Source organism: Pseudohalocynthiibacter sp. F2068 (assembly GCF_023015645.1).
Taxonomy (GTDB): Bacteria; Pseudomonadota; Alphaproteobacteria; order Rhodobacterales; family Rhodobacteraceae; genus Pseudohalocynthiibacter; species Pseudohalocynthiibacter aestuariivivens.
Window position 1 is genome coordinate 372,015 of record NZ_JALKAK010000002.1, and the last position, 25,429, is coordinate 397,443.

At 51.6% G+C, this 25,429-nt stretch carries 27 protein-coding genes; 21 read left to right on the forward strand and 6 right to left on the reverse strand.

The features are described 5' to 3' along the window. Positions 1–36 precede the first annotated feature (36 nt). The 3 genes from MWU63_RS04120 (at position 37) to MWU63_RS04130 (ending at position 2,424) form a co-directional block, all read left to right on the forward strand. On the forward strand, positions 37–909 hold the full coding sequence (locus MWU63_RS04120; RefSeq protein ID WP_213887533.1) for a 50S ribosomal protein L11 methyltransferase: 873 nt from the start codon (positions 37–39) through the stop codon (positions 907–909). 103 nt (positions 910–1,012) lie between these two features. Further along, the gene (locus MWU63_RS04125) at positions 1,013–1,360 is read left to right on the forward strand and encodes a hypothetical protein (protein WP_213887534.1); all 348 of its coding nucleotides are present in this window, start codon (positions 1,013–1,015) and stop codon (positions 1,358–1,360) included. A gap of 200 nt (positions 1,361–1,560) precedes the next feature. Continuing rightward, positions 1,561–2,424 (forward strand): YihY/virulence factor BrkB family protein, encoded by an 864-nt coding sequence (locus MWU63_RS04130; RefSeq protein ID WP_343229439.1) that lies wholly within the window; start codon positions 1,561–1,563, stop codon positions 2,422–2,424. Between the two features lie 74 nt (positions 2,425–2,498). Here MWU63_RS04130 and MWU63_RS04135 read toward each other — a convergent pair whose 3' ends face one another. After that, positions 2,499–2,711, reverse strand: coding sequence for a DUF1127 domain-containing protein (locus tag MWU63_RS04135; RefSeq protein WP_213887536.1), 213 nt, complete (start codon positions 2,709–2,711; stop codon positions 2,499–2,501). Between the two features lie 325 nt (positions 2,712–3,036). Here MWU63_RS04135 and ruvC point away from each other — a divergent pair, with 325 nt between their 5' ends. From ruvC to folD, 17 genes are all read left to right on the forward strand, one after another. Further along, positions 3,037–3,546, forward strand: a complete 510-nt coding sequence (gene ruvC, locus MWU63_RS04140; RefSeq protein WP_213887537.1) for a crossover junction endodeoxyribonuclease RuvC — start codon at positions 3,037–3,039, stop codon at positions 3,544–3,546. Positions 3,547–3,559: 13 nt separating this feature from the next. Then, positions 3,560–4,231 carry a Holliday junction branch migration protein RuvA gene (ruvA, locus tag MWU63_RS04145; protein ID WP_213887538.1) on the forward strand — a complete coding sequence of 224 codons (672 nt, stop codon included), beginning with the start codon at positions 3,560–3,562 and terminating at the stop codon, positions 4,229–4,231. Between the two features lie 3 nt (positions 4,232–4,234). Further along, positions 4,235–5,266, forward strand: coding sequence for a Holliday junction branch migration DNA helicase RuvB (gene ruvB, locus MWU63_RS04150; RefSeq protein ID WP_213887539.1), 1,032 nt, complete (start codon positions 4,235–4,237; stop codon positions 5,264–5,266). A gap of 68 nt (positions 5,267–5,334) precedes the next feature. Then, positions 5,335–5,967, forward strand: coding sequence for a hypothetical protein (locus tag MWU63_RS04155; protein WP_213887770.1), 633 nt, complete (start codon positions 5,335–5,337; stop codon positions 5,965–5,967). After that, positions 5,964–6,356: a tol-pal system-associated acyl-CoA thioesterase gene (ybgC, locus tag MWU63_RS04160; protein ID WP_247077022.1), complete on the forward strand. Its 393-nt coding sequence runs from the start codon at positions 5,964–5,966 to the stop codon at positions 6,354–6,356. The genes MWU63_RS04155 and ybgC overlap by 4 nt, the downstream gene beginning before the upstream one ends. A gap of 109 nt (positions 6,357–6,465) precedes the next feature. Beyond that, entirely contained in the window at positions 6,466–7,161 is a 696-nt protein-coding gene (gene tolQ, locus MWU63_RS04165) for a protein TolQ (protein WP_213887541.1), read from the forward strand. Position 7,162: 1 nt separating this feature from the next. Then, positions 7,163–7,633 (forward strand): protein TolR, encoded by a 471-nt coding sequence (gene tolR, locus MWU63_RS04170; RefSeq protein WP_213887542.1) that lies wholly within the window; start codon positions 7,163–7,165, stop codon positions 7,631–7,633. Between the two features lie 78 nt (positions 7,634–7,711). After that, entirely contained in the window at positions 7,712–8,758 is a 1,047-nt protein-coding gene (locus MWU63_RS04175; RefSeq protein ID WP_247077024.1) for an energy transducer TonB, read from the forward strand. Further along, positions 8,755–10,098 (forward strand): Tol-Pal system beta propeller repeat protein TolB, encoded by a 1,344-nt coding sequence (gene tolB / locus MWU63_RS04180; protein WP_213887544.1) that lies wholly within the window; start codon positions 8,755–8,757, stop codon positions 10,096–10,098. Before MWU63_RS04175 ends, tolB begins: the two co-directional genes overlap by 4 nt. A 75-nt stretch (positions 10,099–10,173) precedes the next feature. Continuing rightward, the gene (gene pal / locus MWU63_RS04185) at positions 10,174–10,686 is read left to right on the forward strand and encodes a peptidoglycan-associated lipoprotein Pal (RefSeq protein ID WP_213887545.1); all 513 of its coding nucleotides are present in this window, start codon (positions 10,174–10,176) and stop codon (positions 10,684–10,686) included. 11 nt (positions 10,687–10,697) lie between these two features. Continuing rightward, complete coding sequence (gene ybgF, locus MWU63_RS04190; RefSeq protein WP_213887546.1) at positions 10,698–11,519, forward strand: tol-pal system protein YbgF; 822 nt, start codon at positions 10,698–10,700, stop codon at positions 11,517–11,519. Then, positions 11,516–12,769, forward strand: a complete 1,254-nt coding sequence (gene tilS / locus MWU63_RS04195) for a tRNA lysidine(34) synthetase TilS (protein WP_247077026.1) — start codon at positions 11,516–11,518, stop codon at positions 12,767–12,769. Before ybgF ends, tilS begins: the two co-directional genes overlap by 4 nt. A gap of 79 nt (positions 12,770–12,848) precedes the next feature. Continuing rightward, the gene (ftsH, locus tag MWU63_RS04200; protein WP_247077034.1) at positions 12,849–14,765 is read left to right on the forward strand and encodes an ATP-dependent zinc metalloprotease FtsH; all 1,917 of its coding nucleotides are present in this window, start codon (positions 12,849–12,851) and stop codon (positions 14,763–14,765) included. Positions 14,766–14,905: 140 nt separating this feature from the next. Continuing rightward, a complete protein-coding gene (locus tag MWU63_RS04205) occupies positions 14,906–15,493 on the forward strand; it encodes an MOSC domain-containing protein (protein ID WP_247077035.1) in 588 nt (195 codons plus the stop codon). 167 nt (positions 15,494–15,660) lie between these two features. Continuing rightward, positions 15,661–17,337: a formate--tetrahydrofolate ligase gene (locus MWU63_RS04210; protein ID WP_247077037.1), complete on the forward strand. Its 1,677-nt coding sequence runs from the start codon at positions 15,661–15,663 to the stop codon at positions 17,335–17,337. A gap of 66 nt (positions 17,338–17,403) precedes the next feature. Then, on the forward strand, positions 17,404–17,712 hold the full coding sequence (locus MWU63_RS04215; RefSeq protein ID WP_213887550.1) for a chorismate mutase: 309 nt from the start codon (positions 17,404–17,406) through the stop codon (positions 17,710–17,712). 10 nt (positions 17,713–17,722) lie between these two features. Beyond that, the gene (gene folD / locus MWU63_RS04220; protein ID WP_213887551.1) at positions 17,723–18,616 is read left to right on the forward strand and encodes a bifunctional methylenetetrahydrofolate dehydrogenase/methenyltetrahydrofolate cyclohydrolase FolD; all 894 of its coding nucleotides are present in this window, start codon (positions 17,723–17,725) and stop codon (positions 18,614–18,616) included. An 88-nt stretch (positions 18,617–18,704) separates the two neighbouring features. Here folD and MWU63_RS04225 read toward each other — a convergent pair whose 3' ends face one another. Beyond that, positions 18,705–19,142: a PaaI family thioesterase gene (locus MWU63_RS04225; protein ID WP_213887552.1), complete on the reverse strand. Its 438-nt coding sequence runs from the start codon at positions 19,140–19,142 to the stop codon at positions 18,705–18,707. Between the two features lie 192 nt (positions 19,143–19,334). Here MWU63_RS04225 and MWU63_RS04230 point away from each other — a divergent pair, with 192 nt between their 5' ends. Next, on the forward strand, positions 19,335–20,009 hold the full coding sequence (locus MWU63_RS04230) for a LytTR family DNA-binding domain-containing protein (RefSeq protein ID WP_213887553.1): 675 nt from the start codon (positions 19,335–19,337) through the stop codon (positions 20,007–20,009). Here the strand turns inward: MWU63_RS04230 and pdeM are convergent. The 4 genes from pdeM to MWU63_RS04250 form a co-directional block, all read right to left on the reverse strand. After that, positions 20,006–20,671 (reverse strand): ligase-associated DNA damage response endonuclease PdeM, encoded by a 666-nt coding sequence (gene pdeM / locus MWU63_RS04235; protein WP_213887554.1) that lies wholly within the window; start codon positions 20,669–20,671, stop codon positions 20,006–20,008. The genes MWU63_RS04230 and pdeM overlap by 4 nt on opposite strands. A gap of 41 nt (positions 20,672–20,712) precedes the next feature. Further along, entirely contained in the window at positions 20,713–23,118 is a 2,406-nt protein-coding gene (locus tag MWU63_RS04240; RefSeq protein ID WP_213887772.1) for a ligase-associated DNA damage response DEXH box helicase, read from the reverse strand. Between the two features lie 65 nt (positions 23,119–23,183). After that, complete coding sequence (locus MWU63_RS04245; RefSeq protein WP_213887555.1) at positions 23,184–24,005, reverse strand: NAD(P)-binding domain-containing protein; 822 nt, start codon at positions 24,003–24,005, stop codon at positions 23,184–23,186. Continuing rightward, on the reverse strand, positions 24,005–25,315 hold the full coding sequence (locus MWU63_RS04250) for an ATPase (RefSeq protein ID WP_213887556.1): 1,311 nt from the start codon (positions 25,313–25,315) through the stop codon (positions 24,005–24,007). Before MWU63_RS04250 ends, MWU63_RS04245 begins: the two co-directional genes overlap by 1 nt. Between the last annotated feature and the right edge of the window lie 114 nt (positions 25,316–25,429).

Sequence of the window (25,429 nt, forward strand, 5' to 3'; positions counted from 1 at the left end):
GAAGGTATCCGCGCTGAAAACTCGGAAGGATGTTTGATGCCCACCTATACCGCCCTGACAACATTGCTAGGATTTACTGCGGCAGAAGCGCTGGGCGAGGCAATGGAACGGCTTGATCCTGAACCAACGGGTGTCGGCGTAAGCGAGGTCGAGGACGGCTCCGGCCTTTGGGAAGTTGGCGGATATTTCATCGAAGCACCGGATCAGGCGGGCCTCGCATTGTTGGCGACTGCATTTGATGCAAAACCTTTTGCGATTTCTGAATTGCCAGAAACTGACTGGGTTGCCCATGTGAAACGCGAACTTGCACCAGTCGAGGCGGGCCGGTTTTTTGTCTATGGGAGCCATGACGCGGACAGCGTGCCGGAAGGTTCCGTTGCTTTGTTGATCGAAGCGGCAATGGCGTTTGGAACCGGGCACCACGGCACAACATTGGGGTGCCTTCGGGCGCTCGACAGGTTGGTGGAGCAGGGGTTCGTAGGAAAAAGCGTAGCTGACATAGGCTGCGGAACAGCAGTATTGGGAATGGCAGCAGCCTCTGTCTGGCCAAATCTGGTACTGGTCAGCGACATTGATCAGGTTGCCGTTGACGTCGCCGTTGCGAACGTCAAAGCGAATGGGCTGGAAAATCGTATCGTCTGTTTGGAAGCCGCTGGATTTGATCATCCAAGCCTGACAAGCGCGGCACCCTTCGATTTTGTCTTTGCGAATATTCTGAAAGCGCCGCTGATTGGTTTAGCGCCGGATATGGCGGCGTACATAAAACCCGGCGGGTATGCTGTTCTTTCTGGTATTCTTAACGAACAAGCCGATGAAGTGGTTGAGGTTTATACACGAAATAGTTTCAATCTTGCATCAAAAGAAGAGATTGTTGAATGGACGACTCTTACAATGCTAAGAAATCACTAAATTTTTCAATAAACGCCTTTAAATAACCCTTATTGCCACATTTTCGCCGTATTTCGCCTGATAATTGGATCAATTCGGTGGGGGCCGAATTTCGGAGGCTAAGATGGCGGATTTACATCTGAATAGCTTTGAAGAACGAAATCGTCGTATCGTGCGCCGTCATAAGAAGATGGCGAACGGATACGTGACGTCGATAAATCAAGATGGGCTGATCGTTGCCCATCCGCGTCGGCGCGCGCCAAACCTCCCTTGGAAGGGGTTTGCCTTAACTGTCGTGCTGTTTCTTCTGTTCAAAGGGTTTCTGTATGCAAACCTTGGACCCATCACTTATGGCGAACGGGTTGATAAGTTGAACCAAGGTACGATTGTTGAACAGGCCGGTGCATTTCTCATGCAGGCAGATAGCGTAACAATTTGGTTCGCGAATGAGATTTCGCGTCTCGTTTACTGATCTTTAGAATTGCGCACAGTGCTTCTTCGCGCAGCTCCTTTTTCCAGGCAGGGTTCCCAAGTCCTAGCCTCAATTTTTAGATTTAACGTCTGAGTCAGAAGTATTAACTTCTGACTCAATTATTGTTTCTTGATATCCCCTTCATAATACCGATTGTTGTGAGTAGTCCCAATTGAAGGACAGAAATCGGTTTAGGTATCGTGAATATTAAATCCAAGACAAGATATGATTGGAATCATCTTTCTCGTGCATTGTTCGAAGTTTGGCGTTCAATGGATGAAACCAACCTGAGCCTTACAGCGGCCGGTGTTGCGTTCTATGGGATGCTTGCGATATTTCCCGGTGTAGCCGCGATAATTGCGTTGTGGGGCTTTTTCGCTGACCCGATCATAATAAACACGCAGATGGAACTTTTGGCTGAGATCATTCCAAGCCCGGCGTTTGAACTGCTTGATGGTCAGGTGACGGCGTTGATTGCCGCGAATGACAGTACGCTTGGTTGGACAACCGCCGTTTCGACCCTCGCGGCGTTTTGGGCGGCCCGTGCTGGTGTTGCAGCTTTGATTCGGGGTTTGAATGTTACATATCGTGAACGCCAAAGAAGTGGATTGGGTCGCCTGATCGCGGCGGTTCTTGTTACATTTGCTCTTGTCGGAATGGTTATGGTAGCGATGGTCAGTGTTGTTGTAACGCCTGTTGTTTTGGCGTTTGTTCCGCTTGGCGGTTGGTCCGAAACAGTGTTGAACGGGACGCGCTGGATTGTGTCACTTCTTGTTGTCGTCTTCGGTTTAGGGATTGTTTACCGTTTTGGTCCAAATCGTCGGCGAACAGGACTTGCCTTCGCTTCACCCGGTGCTCTTGTTGCTGTTATAGTCTGGGCAATTGCCTCTGCTGCATTCTCGCTCTATCTGCAAAACTTTTCTGCATATAACCAAGTCTACGGTTCCATTGGTGCGGCGATTGCGCTTCTGATTTGGTTTTACATATCTGCCTATGTGATCTTGCTTGGAGGGGCCCTAAACTCGGCACTCGAGCTACACGCACCGGAGCGAGAGAAGACGTAGAAACTAGCGCACGGAAACGAAAAAGGCCGCGTCTTTGCAGACACGACCTTTTAATGATCTAGGATTAGTTTTGCTTAGAGGGTGTGGCGCGAAACTACATCTTCGATAACGCTGCGTGACAGGCCGATATCTTCTAGTTCGCGATCGCTTAGTTTGCTAAGGGAGTTACGTGTCGTACGTTTGTCGTTCCACGTAGCAAAGGCGCTAGTGATTGAATGAGCAAAATTGGACAGGCTGCCGAAAGCTTGGCTTCCTGCCAGTACGCGGGTGTTTTCGTAAGCTGCCATTGTACGAGTCCTTATAAACAAAATAGGCATAACGTGTGTTCTTCTAATTCGCCAACTAAGCCTCGTTTTTGATGCGAACAAGCAGGAAAATTGCATACCACCTCTGCAATTCTTGCATAGCTTAAATTAGTGGTAATAGGCTGTTAGATAAAGGAAAAACATGGTTGGCGAAAACGTCGCTTTTAGAATTCACGATGACGAATTTGGGCCACAAAGGGCAGATTTCCACTATCGTTTAGCACTAGAGCTTTTTTGCCTTTGAGATTGGCAAATGTTCGCGTTTCGTGCTACTGCGTCAAAAAAGAAACAGGTTTGAGGTGGCAGGATGCGTGTTTTAGGGATTGACCCTGGGCTCAGAAACCTCGGTTGGGGTGTAATCGACGTGTCTGGAAGCCGACTCAGCCATGTTGCAAACGGAATTTGTCATTCTTCTGCTGACGAGGATCTGGCGCAACGATTGCTGAGTCTCTTTGACCAGCTTACGGCCGTCTTGAAAAAATATGCGCCAACCAGTGCTGCGGTCGAACAGACTTTCGTGAATAAGGATGGTGCCGGAACACTTAAGCTGGGGCAGGCGCGCGGTATCGCGATGTTGGTTCCAGCAAGAGCCGGGTTGAGCATTGGTGAATACGCGCCAAACAAGGTCAAGAAAACCATTGTCGGTGTTGGTCATGCTGACAAACGGCAAATCGATCATATGGTACGGTTGCAATTGCCCGGTGTTGAAATTGCGGGGCCGGATGCTGCCGATGCTTTGGCAATCGCCATGTGTCACGCGCATTACAGCCGGTCCGCAAATCAACTGGATATAGCTTTGAAGCGGGCAAGCCGATGACGGGGTGCGTTACATGATTGGAAAAATTTCAGGACGCATCGACTATCGCGGCAGTGATCACCTGCTGATCGATGTGCGGGGCGTTGGTTATATTGTCTATGTCTCCGACAGAACGCTTGCAGGGTTGCCTGCAGCTGGCGAAGCGGTCGCGCTTTATACTGATCTGATTGTTCGCGAGGATTTGCTGCAATTGTTTGGCTTTACCACTTTGTTGGAGAAAGAGTGGCACCGGTTGTTAATGAGCGTTCAGGGGATTGGAGCCAAAGCCTCGATGGCTATTCTGGGAACTTTGGGAGCAGAAGGTGTGAGCCGCGCAATTGCGCTGGGTGACTGGAATGCAGTTAAGGCGGCGCAGGGCGTTGGTCCCAAAATTGCGCAGCGCGTCGTGAATGAGTTGAAAGAGAAAGCCCCATCACTGATGGCGATGGGCGGAACATTGGCCGCCGCGGTAAGTGAAGAAACAGTCGACGTTATCGACACTCCACATGCTGTGTTGCAGCAACCACCTGTTTCAACGCCAAGCAAAGCCGCACATCAGTCCGATGCGTTATCGGCGCTTGGAAACCTGGGGTACGGCCCCGGCGAAGCGGCGGGAGCGGTGGCAGAAGCGGCCGGGGCGAACCCGGATGCCGATACAGCGGAATTGATCCGTTCTGCATTAAAACTTTTGGCGCCGAAGGGGTAAGACATGAGCGAACCAGACCCCACATTACGCCCTGAACAACGCCCTGGCGATGCTGACCGCGCTTTGCGCCCTCAGGTTCTTGATGAATTTATCGGGCAGGCAGAGGCACGGGCGAACCTCAAGATTTTTATCGAAAGTGCGCGCCAGCGCGGTGAAGCGATGGATCATGCGTTGTTTCATGGCCCCCCGGGCCTTGGTAAAACCACGCTTGCGCAGATCATGTCGCGCGAATTGGGCGTGAATTTTCGCATGACCTCTGGCCCTGTATTAGCCAAAGCAGGTGACCTGGCAGCAATCCTGACAAACCTAGAGCCGCGTGATGTTTTGTTCATCGACGAAATTCATCGTCTCAGCCCCGTGGTTGAGGAAATCCTTTACCCCGCACTCGAAGATTTTGAACTTGATCTGGTGATTGGTGAAGGCCCGGCAGCACGTACTGTGCGGATTGAATTGCAGCCTTTTACACTGGTGGGCGCGACCACGCGGCTGGGTCTGCTAACAACACCGCTAAGGGACCGTTTCGGTATCCCGATCCGCCTGCAGTTTTATTCGGTGGATGAATTGCATGAAATCGTTAGTCGCGGCGCGAGATTGATGGGTATTCCCGCAGAAACAGACGGTATTCGCGAAATTGCGCGGCGTGCGCGCGGAACACCGCGGATCGCGGGAAGGTTGCTGCGCCGCGTGGTGGATTTTGCTGTTGTCGAAGGGAATGGCAAATTGACCCGGGCAATCGCCGACAACGCGCTTTCACGGCTTGGCGTTGATCATCTCGGGCTTGATGGAGCAGATAGGCGATATCTTAGCTTGATCGCTGAGAACTACATGGGCGGTCCGGTGGGCGTGGAGACCCTGTCAGCGGCTTTGTCGGAAAGCCGTGACGCGCTTGAAGAAGTGATTGAGCCGTTCTTACTGCAACAGGGTCTGATCCAGCGCACTCCGCGCGGTCGCATGCTTGCTCAGAAAGCCTGGAGCCATTTGGGAATGTCCGCGCCAAAACCTGCGGGGCAGGTCGATCTTTTCGGCGATGGTTGAGGCTGGTCTTTTATAAAAAGAGATTTTATGCCTCCGGCGGGGATATTTGTGGAAAAAGGTAAGGGAACATTTTGACACCTGATCAGGTTGAGGCGCTCTTTACACGGGCTGATGGTTCTTACGTTTTCGCCCGTTGGGGCCGCCCAATTGTCCCAATTGTTTTTGGTGTTGATGATGCGACGTTGTCGGTTTTGAAGGGTGCGATCGAAGCAGTTGTAACGCTGGCGAACCACAAGATGGCCGAAACCGACCCGGAGCTGGGCGCAAATCTGATGGTGTTTTTTGTTCAGGACTGGGCTGAGCTGGTCGAGACATCGAATATCGACCAGCTGATTCCGGATCTGGCTGCTGTCGTAGAGCGGTTGCAGGCGGCAAAAGCGACACAATACCGGGCGTTTCGCTTTGACGAAGCTGGCGCTATTCAGGCGTGTTTCAGTTTTGTGAGGATGGATAATGCTATGGCAGTGTTACCAGCCGAAACGATTGCGCTTAGCCTGGCGGTACAGGCGATTTTGCTGTGGTCGGATGTTGCCTTTGCAGAGCAGTCACCCTTGGCAGTGCTGCCGGGTGAGGGCGCAACGATCCTGCGACCGGAAATTGCTGGTATAATTCGTGCGGCTTTTGACCCGGTGATGCCGTTGGCAGATCGGGACCCAAGCCACGCATTGCGTTTATTTGCAAGGTTGGGAGGGACGGGATGATCCATCAATTCAGGCTTCGCGTGTATTATGAGGATACGGATCTCGCAGGTATCGTTTACTACGCCAACTATCTGAAATTTATCGAACGAGCGCGGTCAGAATTTGTTCGCGAACTGGGTATTGATCAAACGGTTCTAAAAGAACAAGACGGATTGGTTTTCGCAGTGCGGCGCGTTGAAGCAGACTATCTCAGCCCTGCAAAGTTTGATGATCAACTTGACGTCGAAACCGCGGTTCTGTCGGTTTCCGGTGCGAGGCTGGTGCTGAAGCAGGATGTTAAACGTGATGAGACCTTACTATTCAGTGCGAGTGTTACACTTATCGCACTGAAAGAAGATGGTCGGGCCGCGCGCCTTCCGGCATATATTCGCCTAGTAATGGCTGAATAGACGAAAAAAACAGTACTGACGCACAATTGATGGCATTCCCCGTGAATCTGGGCTAGATTCGCGTTTAATCAGAGCTGTCAAAAGGCAGCCAAAACAAAAGAGCAGGCATATGGAAACCGAAATCCTTGGTGCGGCGCAGGAGATTGATTTCTCCATGTGGGCGCTATTTGCACGTGCAACCCTGATTGTGAAGCTTGTTGTCCTGATGTTGATTGCTGCATCATTCTGGGCCTGGGCAAACATTTTTCAGAAACTTATCAGTTATCGCAACGCGCGTTCTGAAGCGTCGGTGTTTGATCGCGCCTTTTGGTCAGGGGACCCGCTTGATGAGCTGTTTGACCGGATAGGCGCGCAACCATCTGGCGCGTCAGAAAAAATATTTGCGGCAGGTATGATGGAATGGCGGCGCAGCCACCGACAGGACGGCGTTCTAATTGCAGGCGCGCAAGCACGGATTGACCGGTCTATGGACGTCGCAATTGCCAAAGAGGCGGAAGAGCTGAACAAGGGTTTAAACTTTTTGGCGACTGTTGGATCCACGGCACCCTTTGTCGGATTGTTTGGTACCGTCTGGGGCATCATGAATGCCTTTATCGAGATCGCGCAGCAGCAAAATACAAACCTGGCGGTTGTTGCGCCGGGTATTGCAGAGGCGCTGATGGCAACTGGCCTAGGGCTTGTTGCAGCGATCCCGGCGGTGATTTTCTATAACAAACTATCCGCAGACAGTGATCGTATCATCAGCGGCTACGAGGCTTTCGCTGACGAGTTTGCAACCATCCTTAGCCGACAGTTGGATAGCTGATATGGTCGCAGGTGTTATACAGAAAGACAAAGGGCGCAGACGCCGCGGCGGGCGTGGCAAGAGTCACGCAATGTCAGAGATTAACGTGACACCCTTTGTCGACGTGATGCTTGTTCTGCTCATCATTTTTATGGTGGCGGCACCTTTGCTTACGGTTGGTGTGCCGGTGCAACTGCCTGAAACTGCCGCAAGCGCGTTACCTAGCGAGCAGGAAGAGCCACTGACGATCACGCTCACGGCAGACGGTCGCACTATAATCCAGACAACAGAAACAAACCGGGATGAATTGATTCCAAAATTGCGGGCAATTGCATCAGAGCGCACTGATAATAAGGTGTTTTTGCGAGCCGACGGGTCAATCCCCTATGAACAGGTTGTGCAAGTCATGGGCGCGCTGAATGCGGGCGGTTTTAACAGTATCGGTCTTGTAACAGATACGGGCGGGCCCGATCTGACAGGGCAGGGCGGCTAAGGCTGCGCCGTGAACAAGGGCACTTATATCTCTGGTGCATTGCATTTGATTGCAATCGTCTTGACCCTCTTCGGAGGAATGTTTGACGATATTGATGACAACGAGTTCGAGGTCGCTGAAGTGTCGATTGTTAGTTCCGAAGAGTTTGCCGCGCTGAACCAGCCTGTTGAAGTCCCCAGCCCTGTTTTGGATGTGACTGCACCGCAGGCGCCGCAACAAGAACCTGAAACTGATGCCCCGATTTTGCCTGCAAGTGAGGCACCTCAGGAAACAGCCGAAGTTGCAGAACCTGAAACACCACCCGATGCCGATGTTTCGCCAGATCTATCAGAAATTACACCTTTGCCAGAGGTTGAAGTTGAGCCTGATGTTCCGATCACGCCATCAACTCCCACAACAGAGAATGTAGCGACCTTGCTCCCGAATCTATCGCAACGCCCGACTCCGAGAGATTCCGAGCGTGTTGCACCTACACCAGCGGCGCAGCCGGAACCGGATGTTGAGATTGCCGATTCCGTTCAGGACGCAACCGAGCCTGATGTCCCGGCGGAGCAGGTGCAGGAAGAGCAAGTTGCAACTGCTCCTGAAAAAGCGACAACCGAAATTGTGCCGGAAACAACGGAACCTCCGTCTTCCGCGCCGCTGTCTTCACCCCGCCCTGCATCGCGCCCTGAACGCCCTGTGCGCGTAGCGGAGACGACAGAAGAACCCGCATCGCTTGATACCTCCATCGAGACTGCTTTGAACGAAGCGAATACCTCTGAGCGCGCACCCACGCCAGCTGCTTCAGTACCTTCAGGACCTCCATTGACGAGAGGTGAGAAGGATGCGCTGCGTCTTGCCGTTGGGTCCTGCTGGAGTCTTGGGTCTTCCTCGACAGAAGCAATGCGTACTACGGTTGTTGTCGGAGTAGAGATGAGCCGGGATGGCAAACCTCAGGCGGCAACAATCCGGCTGATCGATTCCGACGGACCGAATGACTCTGCCACACAGATCGCCTTTAGCGCCGCGCGCCGCGCAATCATACGCTGTGGCACGCGTGGCTATAATTTGCCGACTGACAAATATGATAGTTGGCGGGATATTGAAATTACCTTCAACCCGGAGAGAATGAGGACCAGATGACGCTATTAAAACGACTGACCTCCGTTTTGGTCATGGCGCTGGCAATAAACGCCGTGGCCTTCACCTTACAGGCGCAAGAGCGCACTGGTCCGCTTCGGATTGAAATCACCGAAGGAGTTATCGAACCTTTGCCCTTTGCTGTTCCCGATTTTGTGGCCGAGAACCGTGCAGCAAATGATATGGCGCGACAGATTGCCGAGGTTGTTGCCTCTGATCTTTCCGGAACCGGGCTGTTCCGTCGGATCGGAAGCGACGCATTTATTTCTAACATCACGAGCTTTGACAGCCCTGTGCAATATGCAGACTGGCGTGCGATCAATGCGCAAGCTCTGATCACAGGTTCAGTCAATGTGACGGCCGGTGGTCGCGTTACCGTTAAATTCCGTCTCTTCGACGTTTTCGCGGGCAGCGAAATGGGTGGCGGATTGCAGCTTGGCGGTACAACGACAAGTTGGCGTAGGTTGGCCCACAAAGTTGCTGATACGGTCTATTCCCGTATCACCGGCGAGGGTCCTTACTTTGACAGCCGCGTGGTGTTTGTATCCGAGACAGGGCCGAAAAGCGATCGTCGCAAACGGTTGGCGATTATGGACTATGACGGTGCAAATCCTCAGTTTTTAACGGACAGTTCTTCTTTGGTTCTGGCTCCCAGATTTTCGCCAACGGGTGATCGTATTCTTTACACGTCTTACGAATCTGGATTCCCACGTATTTTTGTTATGAATGTCGGGAATGTTTCACGGCGTGCGCTAGACGATCAGCAAGGTGCGATGAGCTTTGCACCTCGGTTTGGGCCGGATGGGAATACTGTCGTATATTCACTTTCGACGGGTGGTAACACCGATATCTACAAACTGAACCTGCAAAGCGGCGAACGTACACGCCTGACATCTGCCCCATCTATCGAGACCGCACCCAGCTTTTCGCCTGATGGCAGACAAATTGTATTTGAGAGCGACCGCAGCGGAACTCAACAATTATATACGATGCCTGCAAATGGCGGCGAGCCACGCCGGATCAGTTTTGGGACTGGGCGTTATGGAACACCTGTCTGGTCACCGCGCGGGGATATGATTGCTTTTACAAAGCAAAATCAGGGTCGGTTCCACATTGGAGTCATGCGTACCGATGGGAGCGAAGAACGTTTGCTGACGGCTTCCTTCCTGGACGAAGGGCCAAGCTGGTCACCAAATGGTCGTGTCATCATGTTCATGCGGGAGACATCGGGTGCAGGTGGTGCACCTGCGCTTTACTCCGTTGATGTTTCCGGCCGTAACCTGAGACGTGTAAACACAAACACTGCGGCTTCTGATCCTTCGTGGTCGCCGCTCTTGCCCTAAGGATACGTTTCCAAAGGGTACGCAGAGTGATATAGTGAATAAAACAGAGCAGAGATATAACAAGGGGCAATCCTCATGAAACATTTATCAAAAGCAGTTCTCGTGGTTGCGGCATTGACGCTTGCCGCTTGTACCGACCCCAGCCGTTTAGGCGGGGGTTATGGTGGTGCGGGCGCAAATGGTGCTGCTGGCGGGTTGAACGACCCATCAAATCCAATTTCTCCAGCATATTTCCAGCAGACAATTGGAGACAGAGTTCTGTTCGCAGTCGATCAGAGCACGCTTAGCGACGGGGCTCGTGCAACATTGGCGGGTCAGGCTGGCTGGTTGGCAGAAAACCCGGAATATGATGCCTTGATCGAAGGTCACGCTGACGAGCAGGGCACACGAGAGTATAACCTTGCGCTGGGTGCACGGCGTGCGAATGCGGTTCAGGAATACTTGATATCACGGGGTGTCGCCCCGAACCGTCTGAGTGTTGTTTCCTTTGGTAAAGAGCGCCCAATTGAAGTGTGTTCGAATGAGTCCTGTTACGAGCGCAATCGTCGTGCTGTTACAGTGATCTCAGCAGGCGGCCTTGGCAGCTGACGGAGCGTGAAATGACCCGACTCTTTGCGTTAATCACTGTTTCGGTGCTAGCCCTTCCCTGGGCAACAACTGTGACGGCTCAGGATCAGACTTTGGCCGATATTCGTCAGGAATTGTCTGTGCTTTATGTTGAAGTTCAGCGTTTGAAACGAGAGCTGTCAACGACAGGCGCGCCGACCACCTCTGTGGGCGGCAATAGTCCGTTAGAACGCGTTGACGCAATAGAGCAAGAATTGCAGCGACTCACTTCAAAAACAGAACAGTTACAGTTCCGGGTCGATAGCGTCGTTTCCGATGGAAGCAACAGAATTGGGGACCTGGAGTTCCGTCTATGTGAACTGGAAGCAGATTGCGACATCAGCCAGTTGGGCGAAACCACAACCCTCGGCGGCGTTGGTTCAGTAACTGTGCCAGCAGTCGCCCTTCCCGCTACGGGTGGCACCGAGTTGGCTGTTGGTGAACAGGCTGATTTCGACAATGCACAGGCTGCGATGGCTGACGGTGATTTTCAGGCCGCTGCTGACGCCTTTGCCGCCTTTACAGAAACGTATCCCGGGGGTCCGTTAAGCGCGGAAGCGCATTTTTTGCGGGGTGAGGCGCTAGAACAACTTGGTGACACAAGACCGGCTGCACGCGCATATCTTGACAGCTTCAGCTCTGCACCGACCGGGCCTCAGGCACCGAATGCTCTTTTCAAAGTTGGCACAAGCCTTGCCGCTTTAGGGCAGATGACGGAGGCGTGCCAAATGTTAGAACAAGTCGAGGTACGTTTTCCCGACGCGGACGTAACTTTGGATGCAAGATCTTCTATGCTTAGCCTGGGCTGTTTGTGACGACCGATAGCGCTCAACTTTTTGAACTACTAAGTTCATCATTGAACGAAACTGGTGGAGTCTCTCTGGGAGTGGCCGTTTCCGGTGGTGGAGATTCAATTGCCCTGCTTCACGTAGCAGCACAGTTTGCAAAATGTGCAGGGATAACCTTGTATGCGGTGACAGTTGACCACGGGCTAAGAGCCGCGTCAGCCAAGGAAGCGCAATTTGTCGCAGATGTCTGTACCCAAATCGGCGTTCACCACGATGTTTTAACTTGGGCTTGCTGGGACGGCACCGGGAACCTTCAGGATCAGGCGCGCCGTGCAAGATACTCATTGATAACAGATTGGGCTCAAAGAGTCGGGGTCTCGACGGTGCTTTTGGCACACACAGCAGATGATCAGGCGGAAACCTTTCTGATGCGTTTGGCACGTGGTGCTGGTGTGGATGGGTTGTCAGGCATGGTGCCCCAGCGAAAGGCAGACGGCATTACCTGGTCGCGCCCCTTTCTGGCGGCAACGCGGCAACAGCTGCGAAATTATCTTACAGTTAGAGACCTTGATTGGATTGATGATCCATCCAACGAAGATACGCGATTTGACAGGATAAAGGCACGCAAAGTGCTGGCGGCATTGCAGCCCCTCGGAATCGATGTTGAATTGCTGAGCGCGGTAACCGGACGACTGTCACAAGCGCGCAAGGCCTTGGAAGCCCAGACCTTACGAGCAGCGCGCGATCTAGCACGGATTGAACATGGGGATGTGATTTATGATTTGGACAAACTGCAAGCGCAATCTCCGGAAATCCGTCGCAGATTGCTTTCACATGCGGTCAAATGGGTTTCATCGGCGGAATATGGTCCGCGGGGCCCGGCCTTGACGGATTTATCAGCAAAAGTTTTTGCGGGTGAGCAAGTAACGTTGCATGGCTGTATCTTGCGCCCTGAAAAGCAAGCCCTTCGCATTCACAGAGAAGCTCAGGCGGTGCGGAATGAGGTTGCAGAAATTGATGAAGTTTGGGACGGTCGTTGGTGCATTAAAGGTAATAAAAACATAAACTTGACGGTACGCCTCCTAGGTGAGAATGGCCTGAATAGCGTGTCGGGCTGGCGTGAAACCAGCATGCCGCGCACGTCGCTTTTGGCCTCACCTGCTGTCTGGGAAGGGCAAGCGCTTGTCGCCGCTCCGCTTGCTGATTTGTCGTCTGAATGGCGGGTAGAACTGGTGCTGGGGGAAGAACATTTCTTTAAGTCGATTATATCGCATTGAAGATCGTTGCTCTGACCTCTATTTTAGCTACGTTGCCACCAAAAATATGAGTGGCTGAAAGAATTCGAGGAGATTCCCCTTGGGCAATGCGAGAAACATCGCTTTCTGGGTCGTTTTGTTTTTACTGATCCTGGCCTTATTCAATTTGTTCAGTGGCGGTCAATCGGCGTTGCAAAACCAGACGGTGAGCTACTCTGATTTTGTGACTTCTGTTGATGGCGGTGATGTTTCGAGTGTCGTGCTTGACGGTGAACGCGTGATGTTCAGGGGCAATAATGGCGAGAGCTATGTCACAATTAAACCTGAAGACGCTGAGATCACAGAATTGCTGATCTCTAAAGGGATCACAATAAATGCAGAGCAGCAGGAACAATCTGGCTTCACTTCGCTACTGATTACCTTCCTGCCCTTTATTTTGCTGATCGGTGTTTGGATATTCTTCATGAACCGGATGCAAGGCGGTGGTAAAGGCGGCGCGATGGGCTTTGGCAAGTCGCGGGCAAAAATGCTGACGGAGCGGCAAGGGCGCGTTACTTTTGATGACGTCGCCGGGATTGATGAAGCCAAAGAAGAGCTGGAAGAGATCGTCGAGTTCCTGCGCAACCCGCAGAAATTCAGCCGTCTTGGTGGGCAAATCCCGAAAGGTGCGCTTTTGGTTGGGCCTCCAGGAACTGGTAAAACGCTGCTTGCGCGTGCGATTGCTGGCGAAGCTGGTGTGCCATTCTTCTCTATCTCGGGTTCTGACTTCGTCGAAATGTTTGTCGGTGTCGGCGCAAGCCGGGTTCGGGACATGTTTGAACAGGCCAAGAAAAACGCGCCCTGCATCGTTTTTATTGACGAGATTGACGCCGTTGGCCGAAGCCGTGGCGCAGGCTACGGCGGTGGTAACGACGAGCGCGAGCAAACATTGAACCAATTGCTGGTCGAGATGGACGGGTTCGAAGCGAACGAAGGTGTGATCATCGTTGCTGCAACCAACCGTAAAGATGTACTTGACCCTGCGTTGCTGCGACCAGGTCGTTTTGACCGTCAGGTTGATGTGCCTAATCCAGATATCAAAGGCCGCGAAAAAATTCTGGCCGTACATGCGCGAAAAACCCCTCTGGGGCCGGACGTTGATTTGCGCATTATCGGGCGCGGAACACCTGGCTTTTCCGGTGCCGATCTTGCCAACCTTGTGAACGAGGCCGCACTGATGGCTGCGCGCAAGGGGCGTCGATTTGTGGTCATGGAAGATTTTGAAGACGCCAAAGATAAGGTTATGATGGGACCGGAGCGCCGCTCTATGGTTCTGACTGCAGAGCAAAAGGAAAAAACGGCTTATCACGAGGCCGGACACGCCATTGTTGGTATCTCTCTGCCAAAATGCGACCCTGTTTATAAAGCCACAATCATTCCGCGTGGTGGCGCCTTGGGTATGGTTGTATCACTACCAGAAATTGACCGTCTGAATTGGCATCGAAGCGAATGTGAGCAAAAGCTGGCCATGACCATGGCTGGTAAAGCGGCCGAAATTGTTAAATACGGCGAAGACGAAGTTTCAAACGGTCCTGCTGGCGATATTCAGCAAGCGTCCGCTTTGGCACGGGCCATGGTGCTTCGTTGGGGCATGTCCGACAAAGTCGGCAATATTGATTATCAGATGGCCCATGAAGGTTACATGGGCAATGGCGCCGGTGGCTTCTCGATTTCGGCTGCTACAAAAGAGTTGATCGAAGAAGAAGTCAAAAGAATGATCGACGAAGGTTATGCAACGGCGCTTAAAATTCTGAAAGACAAGAACGAAGAGTTTGAACGCCTGGGGCAGGGTTTGCTCGAGTATGAGACGCTGACAGGCGAAGAAATTCAGCGGGTCATTCGTGGTGAGACGCCGCATGACGAAAGTGACACCGATGACACGCCGGATCAAGGCAGTGCCCCGAGCGTTACGGCTATTCCGAAAACGAAGCCAAAACCAAAGGCGGGCGGCGGGATGGAGCCAGAGCCAACGATTTAAAATCAGTGCCAATAAAAACACCGCAACTTAGTTTGCGGTGTTTTTTTATGGTCAAATTTAATTAAAATTTAGTTGAACCCCTGATCCTAGCGCGCGACGTTGTGAAAAATTACATCGAAGAAGATAACGGAGCGCAAATAATGGCGGGGCTTTCAAAGACTGATATTGTTGCTGAGATTACTTGGCTTGGCTTGGTGCCTGACCGCGAACAAAGCATTGTCTCAGAGCCACAACAGGAGGTGATTGCACAATTCTCGGGATTTCGCGGCGAATCTCATTCGGGGCTGACACGACCATCGTGTTCGCGGGTGAGTGCGCAATATCCAGTGGGCACGGAAATCAAAAATACGAGACAGCTATCCATTCTCTCAGCAGAGGAACTTGATGTAGTTGCCGCGGAAATGATGATAGGCAAACTGGACCCAACATTGATTGGGGCTTCCATGATAATTAGCGGAGTTCCCAATTTTACACATGTGCCGCCGTCTTCACGATTGATTGCAGAAAACGGGACATCAATTACGATTGACTTGGAAAATGGCCCTTGCCACCTGCCTGTCAAAGTAATTGAGAACGTGCACCCTGATGCAGGCGGACTTTTCAGAACTGCCGCTAAAGCAAGACGGGGCGTAACAGCCTGGGTAGAACGCGAAGGCAGACTATGCGTCGGAGACAAGCTCACGCTGCACATTCCAGATCAGCCAGCCTGGCAGGGTGACACTTCCTGAAAAGGTAATTCGCCCCGCGTTGTTTCCAATAAGAGACACTGCAAAAGCGGCTCCGACGATTCCGGTGTCGGATATGTCGGAAATGCGCCTATCCCTTTCGTCAAGGCTCGGTATGCAGGTGTAGACAAGTGGCCTGCGGCTGCTTCATTGGAATTTAGGGGGGACCCATGAGCTATAAGACGGATATTGAAATTGCACGCGAGGCATCCAAACGCCCGATTCAAGAAATCGGCGCGAAGCTTGGAATTGGTTCAGATCATCTGCTGCCTTACGGTCACGACAAGGCCAAACTCAGCCAGGAATTTATTGACTCTGTTCAGAATAACAAAACGGGCAAACTGATCCTTGTTACGGCGATTAACCCAACCCCAGCTGGCGAGGGTAAAACCACAACCACTGTTGGTTTGGGTGATGGTCTGAACCGGATTGGTAAAAAAGCAGCTATTTGTATCCGCGAAGCGTCGCTTGGCCCATGTTTCGGTATGAAAGGTGGGGCCGCCGGCGGTGGATACGCTCAGGTTATTCCGATGGAAGACATGAACCTGCATTTCACAGGTGACTTTCATGCCATCACCAGCGCACATAACTTGCTCAGCGCGATGATTGACAACCACATCTATTGGGGTAACAGCCTTGAGATTGACACCCGCCGTGTCGCGTGGCGCCGTGTTGTCGACATGAACGATCGCGCACTTCGCCAGATCACGGCAAGCCTTGGTGGTGTTTCCAACGGTTTCCCTCGCGAAGCGGGTTTCGATATCACAGTGGCTTCTGAAGTCATGGCAATACTTTGTCTTTCAAATAATCTGGAAGACCTGCAAAAACGACTTGGTGATATCATTGTTGCCTACCGTCGTGACAGGAGTCCGGTCTACTGTCGTGACATTAAGGCAGACGGCGCAATGACCGTTTTGCTGAAGGATGCGATGCAACCTAATCTGGTGCAGACTCTTGAAAACAACCCTGCCTTTGTACACGGTGGACCATTCGCTAATATCGCGCATGGCTGTAACTCGGTTATCGCAACTAAAACAGCTTTGAAATTGGCAGACTACGTCGTGACCGAAGCAGGCTTTGGTGCTGACTTAGGTGCTGAGAAATTTATGAACATCAAATGCCGTAAAGCAGGAATCGCGCCGTCAGTTGTTGTTCTTGTGGCAACTGTGCGCGCGATGAAGATGAACGGTGGAGTTCTGAAAGCTGACCTCGGTGCAGAGAACGTCAATGCAGTGAAAGATGGCTGCGCAAACCTTGGCCGTCACATCGAAAACCTTAAAAGCTTTGGTGTGCCAGTTGTGGTTGCGATCAACCACTTTGTCACAGACACCGATGCTGAGGTTGAAGCGATCAAAGCCTATGTTACCAACCATGGCTCCGAAGCGATTCTTTCACGGCATTGGGAGCTTGGGTCGGAAGGTTCAGAGAATTTGGCAAAGCGTGTTGCCGAAATTGCGGATGCAGATATGGCTAGCTTTGCACCCATCTACCCGGACGACATGCCGCTGATGGAGAAAATCGAAACCATCGCAAAACGTATCTACCGTGCGGATGATGTTCTTGCGGACCAGAAAATTCGCAACCAATTGAAAGATTGGGAAGATCAGGGCTATGGCAACCTTCCGATCTGTATGGCGAAAACCCAGTATAGTTTCTCGACGGATCCAACCTTGCGCGGTGCACCTACTGGCCACTCGGTGCCTGTTCGCGAAGTCAGGCTGTCTGCTGGTGCTGGTTTTGTTGTGGTTATTTGTGGTGAGATTATGACGATGCCTGGTCTGCCGCGTGTACCATCGGCGGAAGCAATCATGCTGAACGCAGATAATCAGATTGAAGGCCTGTTCTAAGGCGTTTCACAAATTGGAAGGGCACGCTATTAGAGATCGGAAAACTAAATAAAGTGATAAGATCGAATGCGTGCCCCACAAGACTGTAAAACAATGGCTGAGCTACGTTTGGCCATTGATGCACTAGACCAGAACCTGATTGATTTGTTAGCACAACGCGCCGCCTATATTGACCGGGCGGCGGTGCTTAAAACCGGCGATGGGCTGCCTGCGCGAATAGGAAGTCGGGTAGAAGAAGTTGTGACCAACGTCAGGCGGTGCGCCGGAGGCAGAGGCCTTGATCCGGACCTGGCTGAGGAACTTTGGCGTAAGTTGATCGACTGGTCGATTTCGCGTGAGGAAAAGATACTGGGCCCAAGCGTGCCCGCCGACTAAGGAGAACTGAATGTCTGCCAAAATCATCGACGGTAAAGCCTTTGCAGCCACTGTGCGCGAAAAGGTCAAAAGCCACGTAACGCGCATAAAAGAAGAAGACGGGATTACCCCCGGTTTGGCGGTTGTTCTGGTAGGCGAAGACCCGGCGAGCCAGGTTTATGTGCGCTCAAAAGGTAAACAAACCGTCGAGGTCGGTATGAAATCGGTTGAGCATAAGCTTGACGCAGAAACCTCCGAGGCCGATCTGCTCGCATTGATTGACCAATTGAATAATGATGCGTCAATTCACGGAATTTTGGTTCAGCTTCCGCTGCCAAAACATTTGAACGAAGACCTGGTGATCAATTCTATCGATCCCGCGAAAGATGTTGACGGTTTTCATATCTCCAATGTTGGTTTGCTGGGGACCGGTCAAAGATCGATGGTGCCCTGTACGCCGCTTGGGTGTTTGATGATGCTGCGCGACTATCATGGCTCTTTGTCCGGTCTGAACGCGGTTGTTATCGGGCGGTCCAATATTGTTGGCAAACCAATGGCGCAACTACTGTTGGGTGATAGCTGCACAGTTACGATCGCTCACAGCCGCACGAAAGATTTGCCAGAGGTTGTACGTCGGGCCGACATAGTAGTCGCAGCGGTTGGCCGGCCAGAAATGGTGCCGGGCGACTGGATTCGTGAAGGCGCGACAGTAATTGATGTGGGTATTAACCGCATCGAAAAGGAAGATGGCAAAACCAAACTGGTGGGTGATGTTGACTTTGAGTCGGTCTCCAAGGTTGCGGGGGCGATCACGCCAGTTCCGGGTGGTGTCGGGCCGATGACAATTGCTTGCTTGCTGGCGAATACTCTAACGGCTTGTTGCCGTGCAAACGGTCTGATGGAACCAGAAGGGCTGACAGCATAAACTGAAAAAGTTTTAGTGTTACTTTGCTCGTGTTGTTTTGGAACACTGGCAGAGTGTTTATTGGTGCAAATTGCTAGTCCGGTTTCGGTTAGGCTGTTCTTACAGCGACCATCGTCCCAAGCAAGATCGCAATATGAGTGCGGATCGAACCATCAATCGCATAAACATCACTTTGCACCGTGAACAGGCGATTGCCCGGACGAATGACCTTACCAATAGCTTCCAGATGATCCCCCTTTGCGGGTGCGATGAGGTTTATTTTGATTTCGGCGGTCACAACTTCGCTAAGGCTGTCCATTAGTGATAGCGCTGCATAGCCGGCGGCGCTGTCCCCAATTGAAAAACTTAATCCAGCATGGGCAAATCCGTGTTGTTGTCCGGTTTTGGGTATAATTGGCGCGGTAATTTTGCATTGACCTGCGTCTACCTTTTCGAGCTTTGCCTGAAGCGTGTTCATCATTCCCTGAGCAGCAAAACTTGCTCGCACACGGGCTTTGAAATCTCTGGCTTTTGGTTCGAACTGCATTGGTTGAAGGTCCTTAATTGCTCGGAATAGGCGATTGATTTTCGTTATCGGACCCAAAGATTGCAATGGGTTGCTCTAAGGATATGATTTATATACGTATTAGGCGATATCTAGTTTTTTGGTTTGAGTATGAAGTCATATTTTTGGTCATTAAAGAGCGCAGTTTTTGCCCGGAATTGCCTAGCGGTCTGGATGCTTTTGTCTTTGATTGCGGCGGTCACCGGACCATTTGGAACCTACTTGGAAACCAGCTTGTTGTCGCGAAGCCTTTATTGGGCGAGCCTGATCGGTACAGCTCTGATTTTTAGCGAGGGAGTAAAAATTGGGGTCAAACATTTGTGGCCTGACCTGTCGTTTACAATGTCAGCTGTCGCTGCGACCACTTTGTTTGTTCTTCTGTTCACTCCAACCACAATTGTCGCTTGCGCGTTAAATCCATCGCCATTTGGGACAGATTTACCAATTGGAACAATTGTTTTGACGGCGGCAGCACTTTGTATGGGGACGCAAAAGTTAGATTATTTGAATGCAGCCAAACCAGCATCCGATTCGACTGAATCCAGGTTGATTCAGCGCCTGCCAACAGACATGCAAGGCCCGTTGATCCGCATTACTGTGCGGGATCACTATGTCGATGTGTACACCGATAAAGGCATGCATTCATTGTTGATGCGGTTTCGGGATGCAGCTGACGAAGTTGAAGGTGTTGAAGGGTTTTGCATTCACAGATCACATTGGGTCGCGCGCAGGGCGATCGCAGACGTCGTCATGGAGAAAGGTCGCCCATTCGTTATTATGAACGATGGCGTAAAGGTACCGGTGAGCAGGAAATACCGGCACAACGTCGAAGCCGCCGGTTTACTTTAGGAACGTGGCATGGGGATAGGATGTGGCGGCTTGGCCAGAAGAATAGCTAGGGCCTCTGCACGCATAAGTTTGTTTAATGCTTCATGGTCGCTGTGCAACCCCCCAGTATACGTTCCGTAGGCTGGTAAAATAACCCGGTCGCTATCAAGCAAGAAACATGGGCGCGTCAGCCGGTGACCCCGGCGAGAAACACTTGCTTTTGGGTGAAAATGTCCAGAAACTTCTGCGCTCGTTCCAAAACGCGCAATATGGCGAAAGTACAAGGGTGGGGTGTGTAATTCGGCAAGATGCATACCGCCAAAGTCAATCGGGCCCGGATCGTGGTTTCCTTCGATCCAGATCCACCGACGCCCTGCCATCAGCCTCGTAATCCAGAGCGTTTGTTCTTCCGTTAGCGCGTTTGCTGCATCAAGATCGTCAAAGCTATCTCCCAGGCAAACCACAGTCCTTGGGGTAGTTTCGCGAATATCCGCATCAAGCCTGAACAGTGTATCGCGCGTTTCATAGGGCGGTAAAAGAGCCCCGCCATTTCGCGCGATCCTTTCTGACTTTCCCAGATGCAAGTCTGAAACGCAAAGCAATGCTTCGTCCGGCCACCACAATGCACCTGACGGAAGTGCCACCAATTTTGCGCCTGCAAGCGTGAAAGTATAAGTGTTCATGATTTGTTCAAAATGCGCATTTTCAGAAACTTTGCAAGCTTTTAGGTTAGACCCGCTTCACGCATCAGGGCTTTGGTCTCTTCTGCAAGCAGGCGGTCTTCGGCAGCGCCTTTGATTGGAACTTTTCCGATTTCCAGCAGAAGGGGTGCAGCCAGAGGTGTTACTCGGTCAAGTGCAACATGATCGATTTGACCAGCTGTTCGAGATAACATTTCTTCGATGCGACGAAAATCGACCAAACCTCTCAAGGCTTCTTCCCGCGTGATTTTGAGCATGAGATGATCAGGATCATATTTGCGCAGCGTGTCGTAAAGAATGTCTGAGGAAAACGTTGCTTGCCGGCCAGATTTGCGCGCACCTGGCATGTTGCGATCTATCAGACCGGCGATCGTAGCGACGCCTTTAAACGTGCGTTTCATAACAGCATTACCCGCAAGCCAGTTTTCCAAACCGCCACGAAGGTTTTTGAGAGTGAAAAGTGGTGTGGGGTTTGCAACCAGATCAAGCCCCCAGATAAGCGTCGCGTAGTCGGTTGCCACAAACCCTAATGGGTTCAATCCCTCTGCTTCCATTCGCTGTGTAAGCAACAAGCCCAGGGTCTGTTGCGCATTTCGCCCGGAAAAACCGTAAACGCACAGGTGTTGTCTATTGTCATGGGGGAATGTTTCAACAAGCAGCCTATTAGCTTCGGGCAGTTTCGAAACCTTGCGCTGTAGTTTAAGCCACTCAGCCGTATGTTGTGGCAGTTGTGGCCAGTCTTCCTGACGGAACATCGCAAGTATACGGGCAGATAGTTGAGTTGAAGTCGCAAATTTGGTTCCGGTAAATGTAGCGATCTTGGGTTTGCGACCGCGATCACGTGTGACCTGGACAACCATTTCCCGCAGTGAATCGTAACGGACAATCTGTCCGCCTATCAAAAAAGTGTCGCCTGGCGTCAGGGCAGCGGCAAAACTTTCTTCAATTTCGCCTAAAGGTTTTCCACCACGGCTACCCTTTAGTCTGACCTTAAGTGTATCGGTGTCTTGAATAGTTCCTATGTTCATACGGATACGCTGGGTCGCACGCGGGTCGCGTAATTGCCACAACCCATCTGGACGTTTTTGCAACCTTTGCCATTGGTCGTAAGATCGTAACGCGTAGCCGCCTGTTGCGCAGAAATTCAGGCAATCTTCAAAACTGGATCGGCTAAGCGAGCTGTAGGCACCAACCGTTTTGATTTCTTCATAAAGGCGTTCGGCTTCAAATGGCCCAGCCGCCGCGCGGATTAGAATATGCTGGCACAAGACGTCGCGCGGGCCGGGGCCTTGCGGCTCGCCATCAAGGTCATGCGCCTGCACCGCTTCAAGTGCAGCGATACATTCGACAACTTCAAACCTGTTTGCAGGAACGAGAAGCGCCTTTGACGGCGCATTGTACCTGTGGTTGGCGCGCCCAATACGCTGAACAAGACGCTTCACATTCTTGGGGGCGCCTATTTGAACTACCAGATCGACATCCCCCCAATCTATTCCCAGATCGAGGCTTCCGGTGCAGACGATTGCACGCAGGTCACCTCTCACCATCGCTGCTTCAACTTTTTCGCGTTGCTCGCGGGCGAGGGATCCATGATGGATACCGATAGGAAGCGCTTCGTCATTTGCGAGCCAGAGATTATGAAAGAAGATTTCCGCCTGTGCCCGGGTGTTATGAAAAACCAGCGTCGTATTGTGTTGTTTTATTTGGCGAAGAACTGCAGGAATTGCGTATTTCGCTCCTCCGCCTGACCATGGAGGCTCTTCCTCAGTTTCAAGCATCTGGATGTCCGGGTCCGGGCCGGGGTCTGCTTGCAGGATGCTGCATTGTTTTGGTGCACAAGCCAGATAACGCGCAATGGATGTCGGGCTCTCAACGGTCGCGGACAACCCCACGCGCGTCATGCCCGGACAGAGAGCTTGCAGACGGCTGAGCGCGAGCATGAGTTGATCACCGCGTTTGCTTTCAGCAAGTGCGTGAATCTCGTCGATCACGACACGCTTGAGACCCGAAAAAATGCGGGGCGCATCTTCGTACGATAAAAGCAACGCAAGACTTTCAGGTGTCGTAAGCAAGATATGGGGCGGATCAGCGCGTTGACGTTTCTTGCGTGATTGAGGCGTGTCGCCCGTTCGGTCCTCAACGCGGATTGGCAGAAACATTTCAGAAATCGGAGTAGAGAGGTTCCGCCTGATGTCGGCTGCCAGCGCCTTTAGCGGTGAAATGTAGAGTGTGTGCAAGCCTGAGTGCGATTTTGGCGATAAATCGACCAATGTTGGTAGGAATCCTGCAAGAGTTTTACCGCACCCAGTGGGCGCAATGAGCAATAGCGCAGCCTCATCTGCCCGCTCTAACAACGCAATTTGATGCGGATGAACAGACCAACCTTTGCTGGAATACCAATCCTGAAAAAGAGGGGGCAAACGTCTCATTGTCACAGAGTAATCACAGTGAAGCGGAGACGAAAACTTTTAAAAAAGTTTTCACAAAAATCTTTTCAAGATTTTTTTTCGCGTGGAGAAAGGTTTTGAATCAAATTTTGAACAGCACGCGGCAATGTTGTGTCAGCTTTATCGGGCGCCCCATCAAGTGCGCTTTCTACGTCTTTGACGAGAATTCCAATTGTGTTGTCTTCGCGATACCCATCCCGCGCAAATTCGATTTCTTCAAACCCGCTTGCCAACCAGTTCTGGCCCGAAGACGTGCGGACAAGATCCAGAAACTGAGCTTCATTCAAACCGGCATCGTCTGCCCAATCAAGCACAAGTCGCGTCATTGCGGTTGAAGAGGCAGCAAGTAGATTGTTCAGAACCTTCGCTGACATCCCAGCCCCAAATGGGCCCATCCTGTGGAAATGCTGCCCCATTGCTGTGAACAGAGGGTGAAGGTGATCAAGGTCACCGATTGAGCCGCCTAACATGAAAGACAGTTTTTTGTGCTGGGCTGCAATTTGAGCACCTGACATAGGTGCGTCTATCAGACGGATGTGGTCTGGAACGCGGCCTCGTAGTTCTTTTGTGTAACGCGGTGAAAGGGTCGAGCATAAAATGATCTGTTCCAAATCTGCAGCGCGGTCCACGAAACCCTGAGCGCCGAACAGCACGTCCTCTGTCTGGTCAATGTCGCGCACGACCGTGATAAGAATCTGAAGGCCTTCAGCAAAAACCTTGGGCTTGTCAGTCATCACATCCACAGGCGTATTGTAATCCGACGGCGGACGTATATCAAAACCGTGTGCTTCAAACCCCGCTTCGCGAAGCGCAACAAGCATAGGGTATCCCATACGCCCACATCCAGCGACACCGATGCCTTGCAGCATCAGTGAATAATCTTTTCTTCCTTGACGAACATGTTCGCCCAGGCCCGTTCAACCAGTTCAGGAGTCATCTGATGGGGAATGCCTTCGAAATCACAGATTGCCATCATCTGATCAATCAGGAATATCGGTTGATAGTTCGCGTAAACATTGTCGATTGTCGGGTATTTTTTCTTTAGCAGATGGACAAGCGTTGCCTCATCAAGCTGCATTTTCTTTTTACGGGCAACCATTGCGAAAATCTTAAGGAAATCTTCCTGACTTGGTCCATCAATTTTGATTTTGAAGAATATCCGGCGAAGGGCCGCCCTATCGAAGATTTCATTTGGATGGAAGTTGGTTGAGAAAATCACCAGCGTGTCAAACGGCACGGTAAATTTTTCACCTGATTGAAGCGCTAGAATATCCTTGCCTTCTTCAAGCGGAACAATCCAGCGGTTGATCAGAGCCTGTGGCGGCTCTTCCTGACGGCCAAGGTCATCCACGATGAAGACACCGCCGGTGGATTTAAGCTGTAAAGGCGCCTGATAGGTCCGGGCCGTTGGGTTGTAAACAAGATCGAGCATGGAAAGCGAAAGCTCACCACCGGTGATCACCGTTGGGCGTTCACAGCGGACATATCGTGTGTCATATCGATTGCTTGCCCGGCGTAACGATGTTGGATCGTCTTCCTGGGTTTCCGCTGCGCTGTGCACGATGGGGTCATAAACGGTAATGACCTGACCGGAATATTCTATCGCACGGGGTACATAGATTTTGTCCCCAAGCGCATCACGAATACCATTGGAAATAGAGGATTTACCATTGCCAGGTGGGCCGTACATCAAAATGGAACGGCCAGAACTGACGGCGGGGCCAAGATGGTCCAGCAACTCAGGTGGCAAAATGAGATGACCCATTGCACCAGTCAACTGATCACGGGTGATCTGGATGTTTTTGATCGACTGGCGCTCGACCTGATCTTTGTAGACATCGAGCGGCACGGGCATTGCACCATAATATTCCGACTGCGACAATGCATCCAGAGCACGGGCCTTGCCTGCATCGGTCAGCTGATATCCCATTTCATTTCCCGAGGAAGCGTGAAGTGTGCCAGTTGCTTCAAGCAGGCGTTGTTCTCGCGCATGATCTACCAGTTCCTGAGTTACCGGAATAGGCAAACAAATAGCTTTGGCAATTTCGCTAACCTGTTCAACGTTCTGGCGAAACATGGTTTTCAAAAGGATGTCCCGCATCATAACCGGAGGAAGGTTCATCTCCGCAAGGCTTCGGGGTGCGGGAGGCGCGACAACCGTAGATGCATGCATATTCATCGAAAGACCCTAACTGCTCTTTGTTTTAGAGTGATTCTACCCTTCTGTGAGCTTTAGAACAACAAAAACCGCATATGGCTTTTGCATCGGCGAGTCTGCGGCGTTATCCTTTTA

What these genes read in the sequence shown, in the direction of transcription:
- MWU63_RS04120 (WP_213887533.1), top strand. Translation starts at nt 37, where the DNA reads ATGCCCACCTATACCGCCCTGACAACATTGCTAGGATTTACTGCGGCA.
- MWU63_RS04125 (WP_213887534.1), top strand. Translation starts at nt 1,013, where the DNA reads ATGGCGGATTTACATCTGAATAGCTTTGAAGAACGAAATCGTCGTATC.
- MWU63_RS04135 (WP_213887536.1), bottom strand. Translation starts at nt 2,711, where the DNA reads ATGGCAGCTTACGAAAACACCCGCGTACTGGCAGGAAGCCAAGCTTTC.
- ruvC (WP_213887537.1), top strand. Translation starts at nt 3,037, where the DNA reads ATGCGTGTTTTAGGGATTGACCCTGGGCTCAGAAACCTCGGTTGGGGT.
- ruvA (WP_213887538.1), top strand. Translation starts at nt 3,560, where the DNA reads ATGATTGGAAAAATTTCAGGACGCATCGACTATCGCGGCAGTGATCAC.
- ruvB (WP_213887539.1), top strand. Translation starts at nt 4,235, where the DNA reads ATGAGCGAACCAGACCCCACATTACGCCCTGAACAACGCCCTGGCGAT.
- ybgC (WP_247077022.1), top strand. Translation starts at nt 5,964, where the DNA reads ATGATCCATCAATTCAGGCTTCGCGTGTATTATGAGGATACGGATCTC.
- tolQ (WP_213887541.1), top strand. Translation starts at nt 6,466, where the DNA reads ATGGAAACCGAAATCCTTGGTGCGGCGCAGGAGATTGATTTCTCCATG.
- tolR (WP_213887542.1), top strand. Translation starts at nt 7,163, where the DNA reads ATGGTCGCAGGTGTTATACAGAAAGACAAAGGGCGCAGACGCCGCGGC.
- MWU63_RS04175 (WP_247077024.1), top strand. Translation starts at nt 7,712, where the DNA reads ATGTTTGACGATATTGATGACAACGAGTTCGAGGTCGCTGAAGTGTCG.
- tolB (WP_213887544.1), top strand. Translation starts at nt 8,755, where the DNA reads ATGACGCTATTAAAACGACTGACCTCCGTTTTGGTCATGGCGCTGGCA.
- pal (WP_213887545.1), top strand. Translation starts at nt 10,174, where the DNA reads ATGAAACATTTATCAAAAGCAGTTCTCGTGGTTGCGGCATTGACGCTT.
- ybgF (WP_213887546.1), top strand. Translation starts at nt 10,698, where the DNA reads ATGACCCGACTCTTTGCGTTAATCACTGTTTCGGTGCTAGCCCTTCCC.
- MWU63_RS04205 (WP_247077035.1), top strand. Translation starts at nt 14,906, where the DNA reads ATGGCGGGGCTTTCAAAGACTGATATTGTTGCTGAGATTACTTGGCTT.
- MWU63_RS04210 (WP_247077037.1), top strand. Translation starts at nt 15,661, where the DNA reads ATGAGCTATAAGACGGATATTGAAATTGCACGCGAGGCATCCAAACGC.
- MWU63_RS04215 (WP_213887550.1), top strand. Translation starts at nt 17,404, where the DNA reads ATGCGTGCCCCACAAGACTGTAAAACAATGGCTGAGCTACGTTTGGCC.
- folD (WP_213887551.1), top strand. Translation starts at nt 17,723, where the DNA reads ATGTCTGCCAAAATCATCGACGGTAAAGCCTTTGCAGCCACTGTGCGC.
- MWU63_RS04225 (WP_213887552.1), bottom strand. Translation starts at nt 19,142, where the DNA reads ATGCAGTTCGAACCAAAAGCCAGAGATTTCAAAGCCCGTGTGCGAGCA.
- MWU63_RS04230 (WP_213887553.1), top strand. Translation starts at nt 19,335, where the DNA reads ATGCTTTTGTCTTTGATTGCGGCGGTCACCGGACCATTTGGAACCTAC.
- pdeM (WP_213887554.1), bottom strand. Translation starts at nt 20,671, where the DNA reads ATGAACACTTATACTTTCACGCTTGCAGGCGCAAAATTGGTGGCACTT.
- MWU63_RS04240 (WP_213887772.1), bottom strand. Translation starts at nt 23,118, where the DNA reads ATGAGACGTTTGCCCCCTCTTTTTCAGGATTGGTATTCCAGCAAAGGT.
- MWU63_RS04245 (WP_213887555.1), bottom strand. Translation starts at nt 24,005, where the DNA reads ATGCTGCAAGGCATCGGTGTCGCTGGATGTGGGCGTATGGGATACCCT.
- MWU63_RS04250 (WP_213887556.1), bottom strand. Translation starts at nt 25,315, where the DNA reads ATGAATATGCATGCATCTACGGTTGTCGCGCCTCCCGCACCCCGAAGC.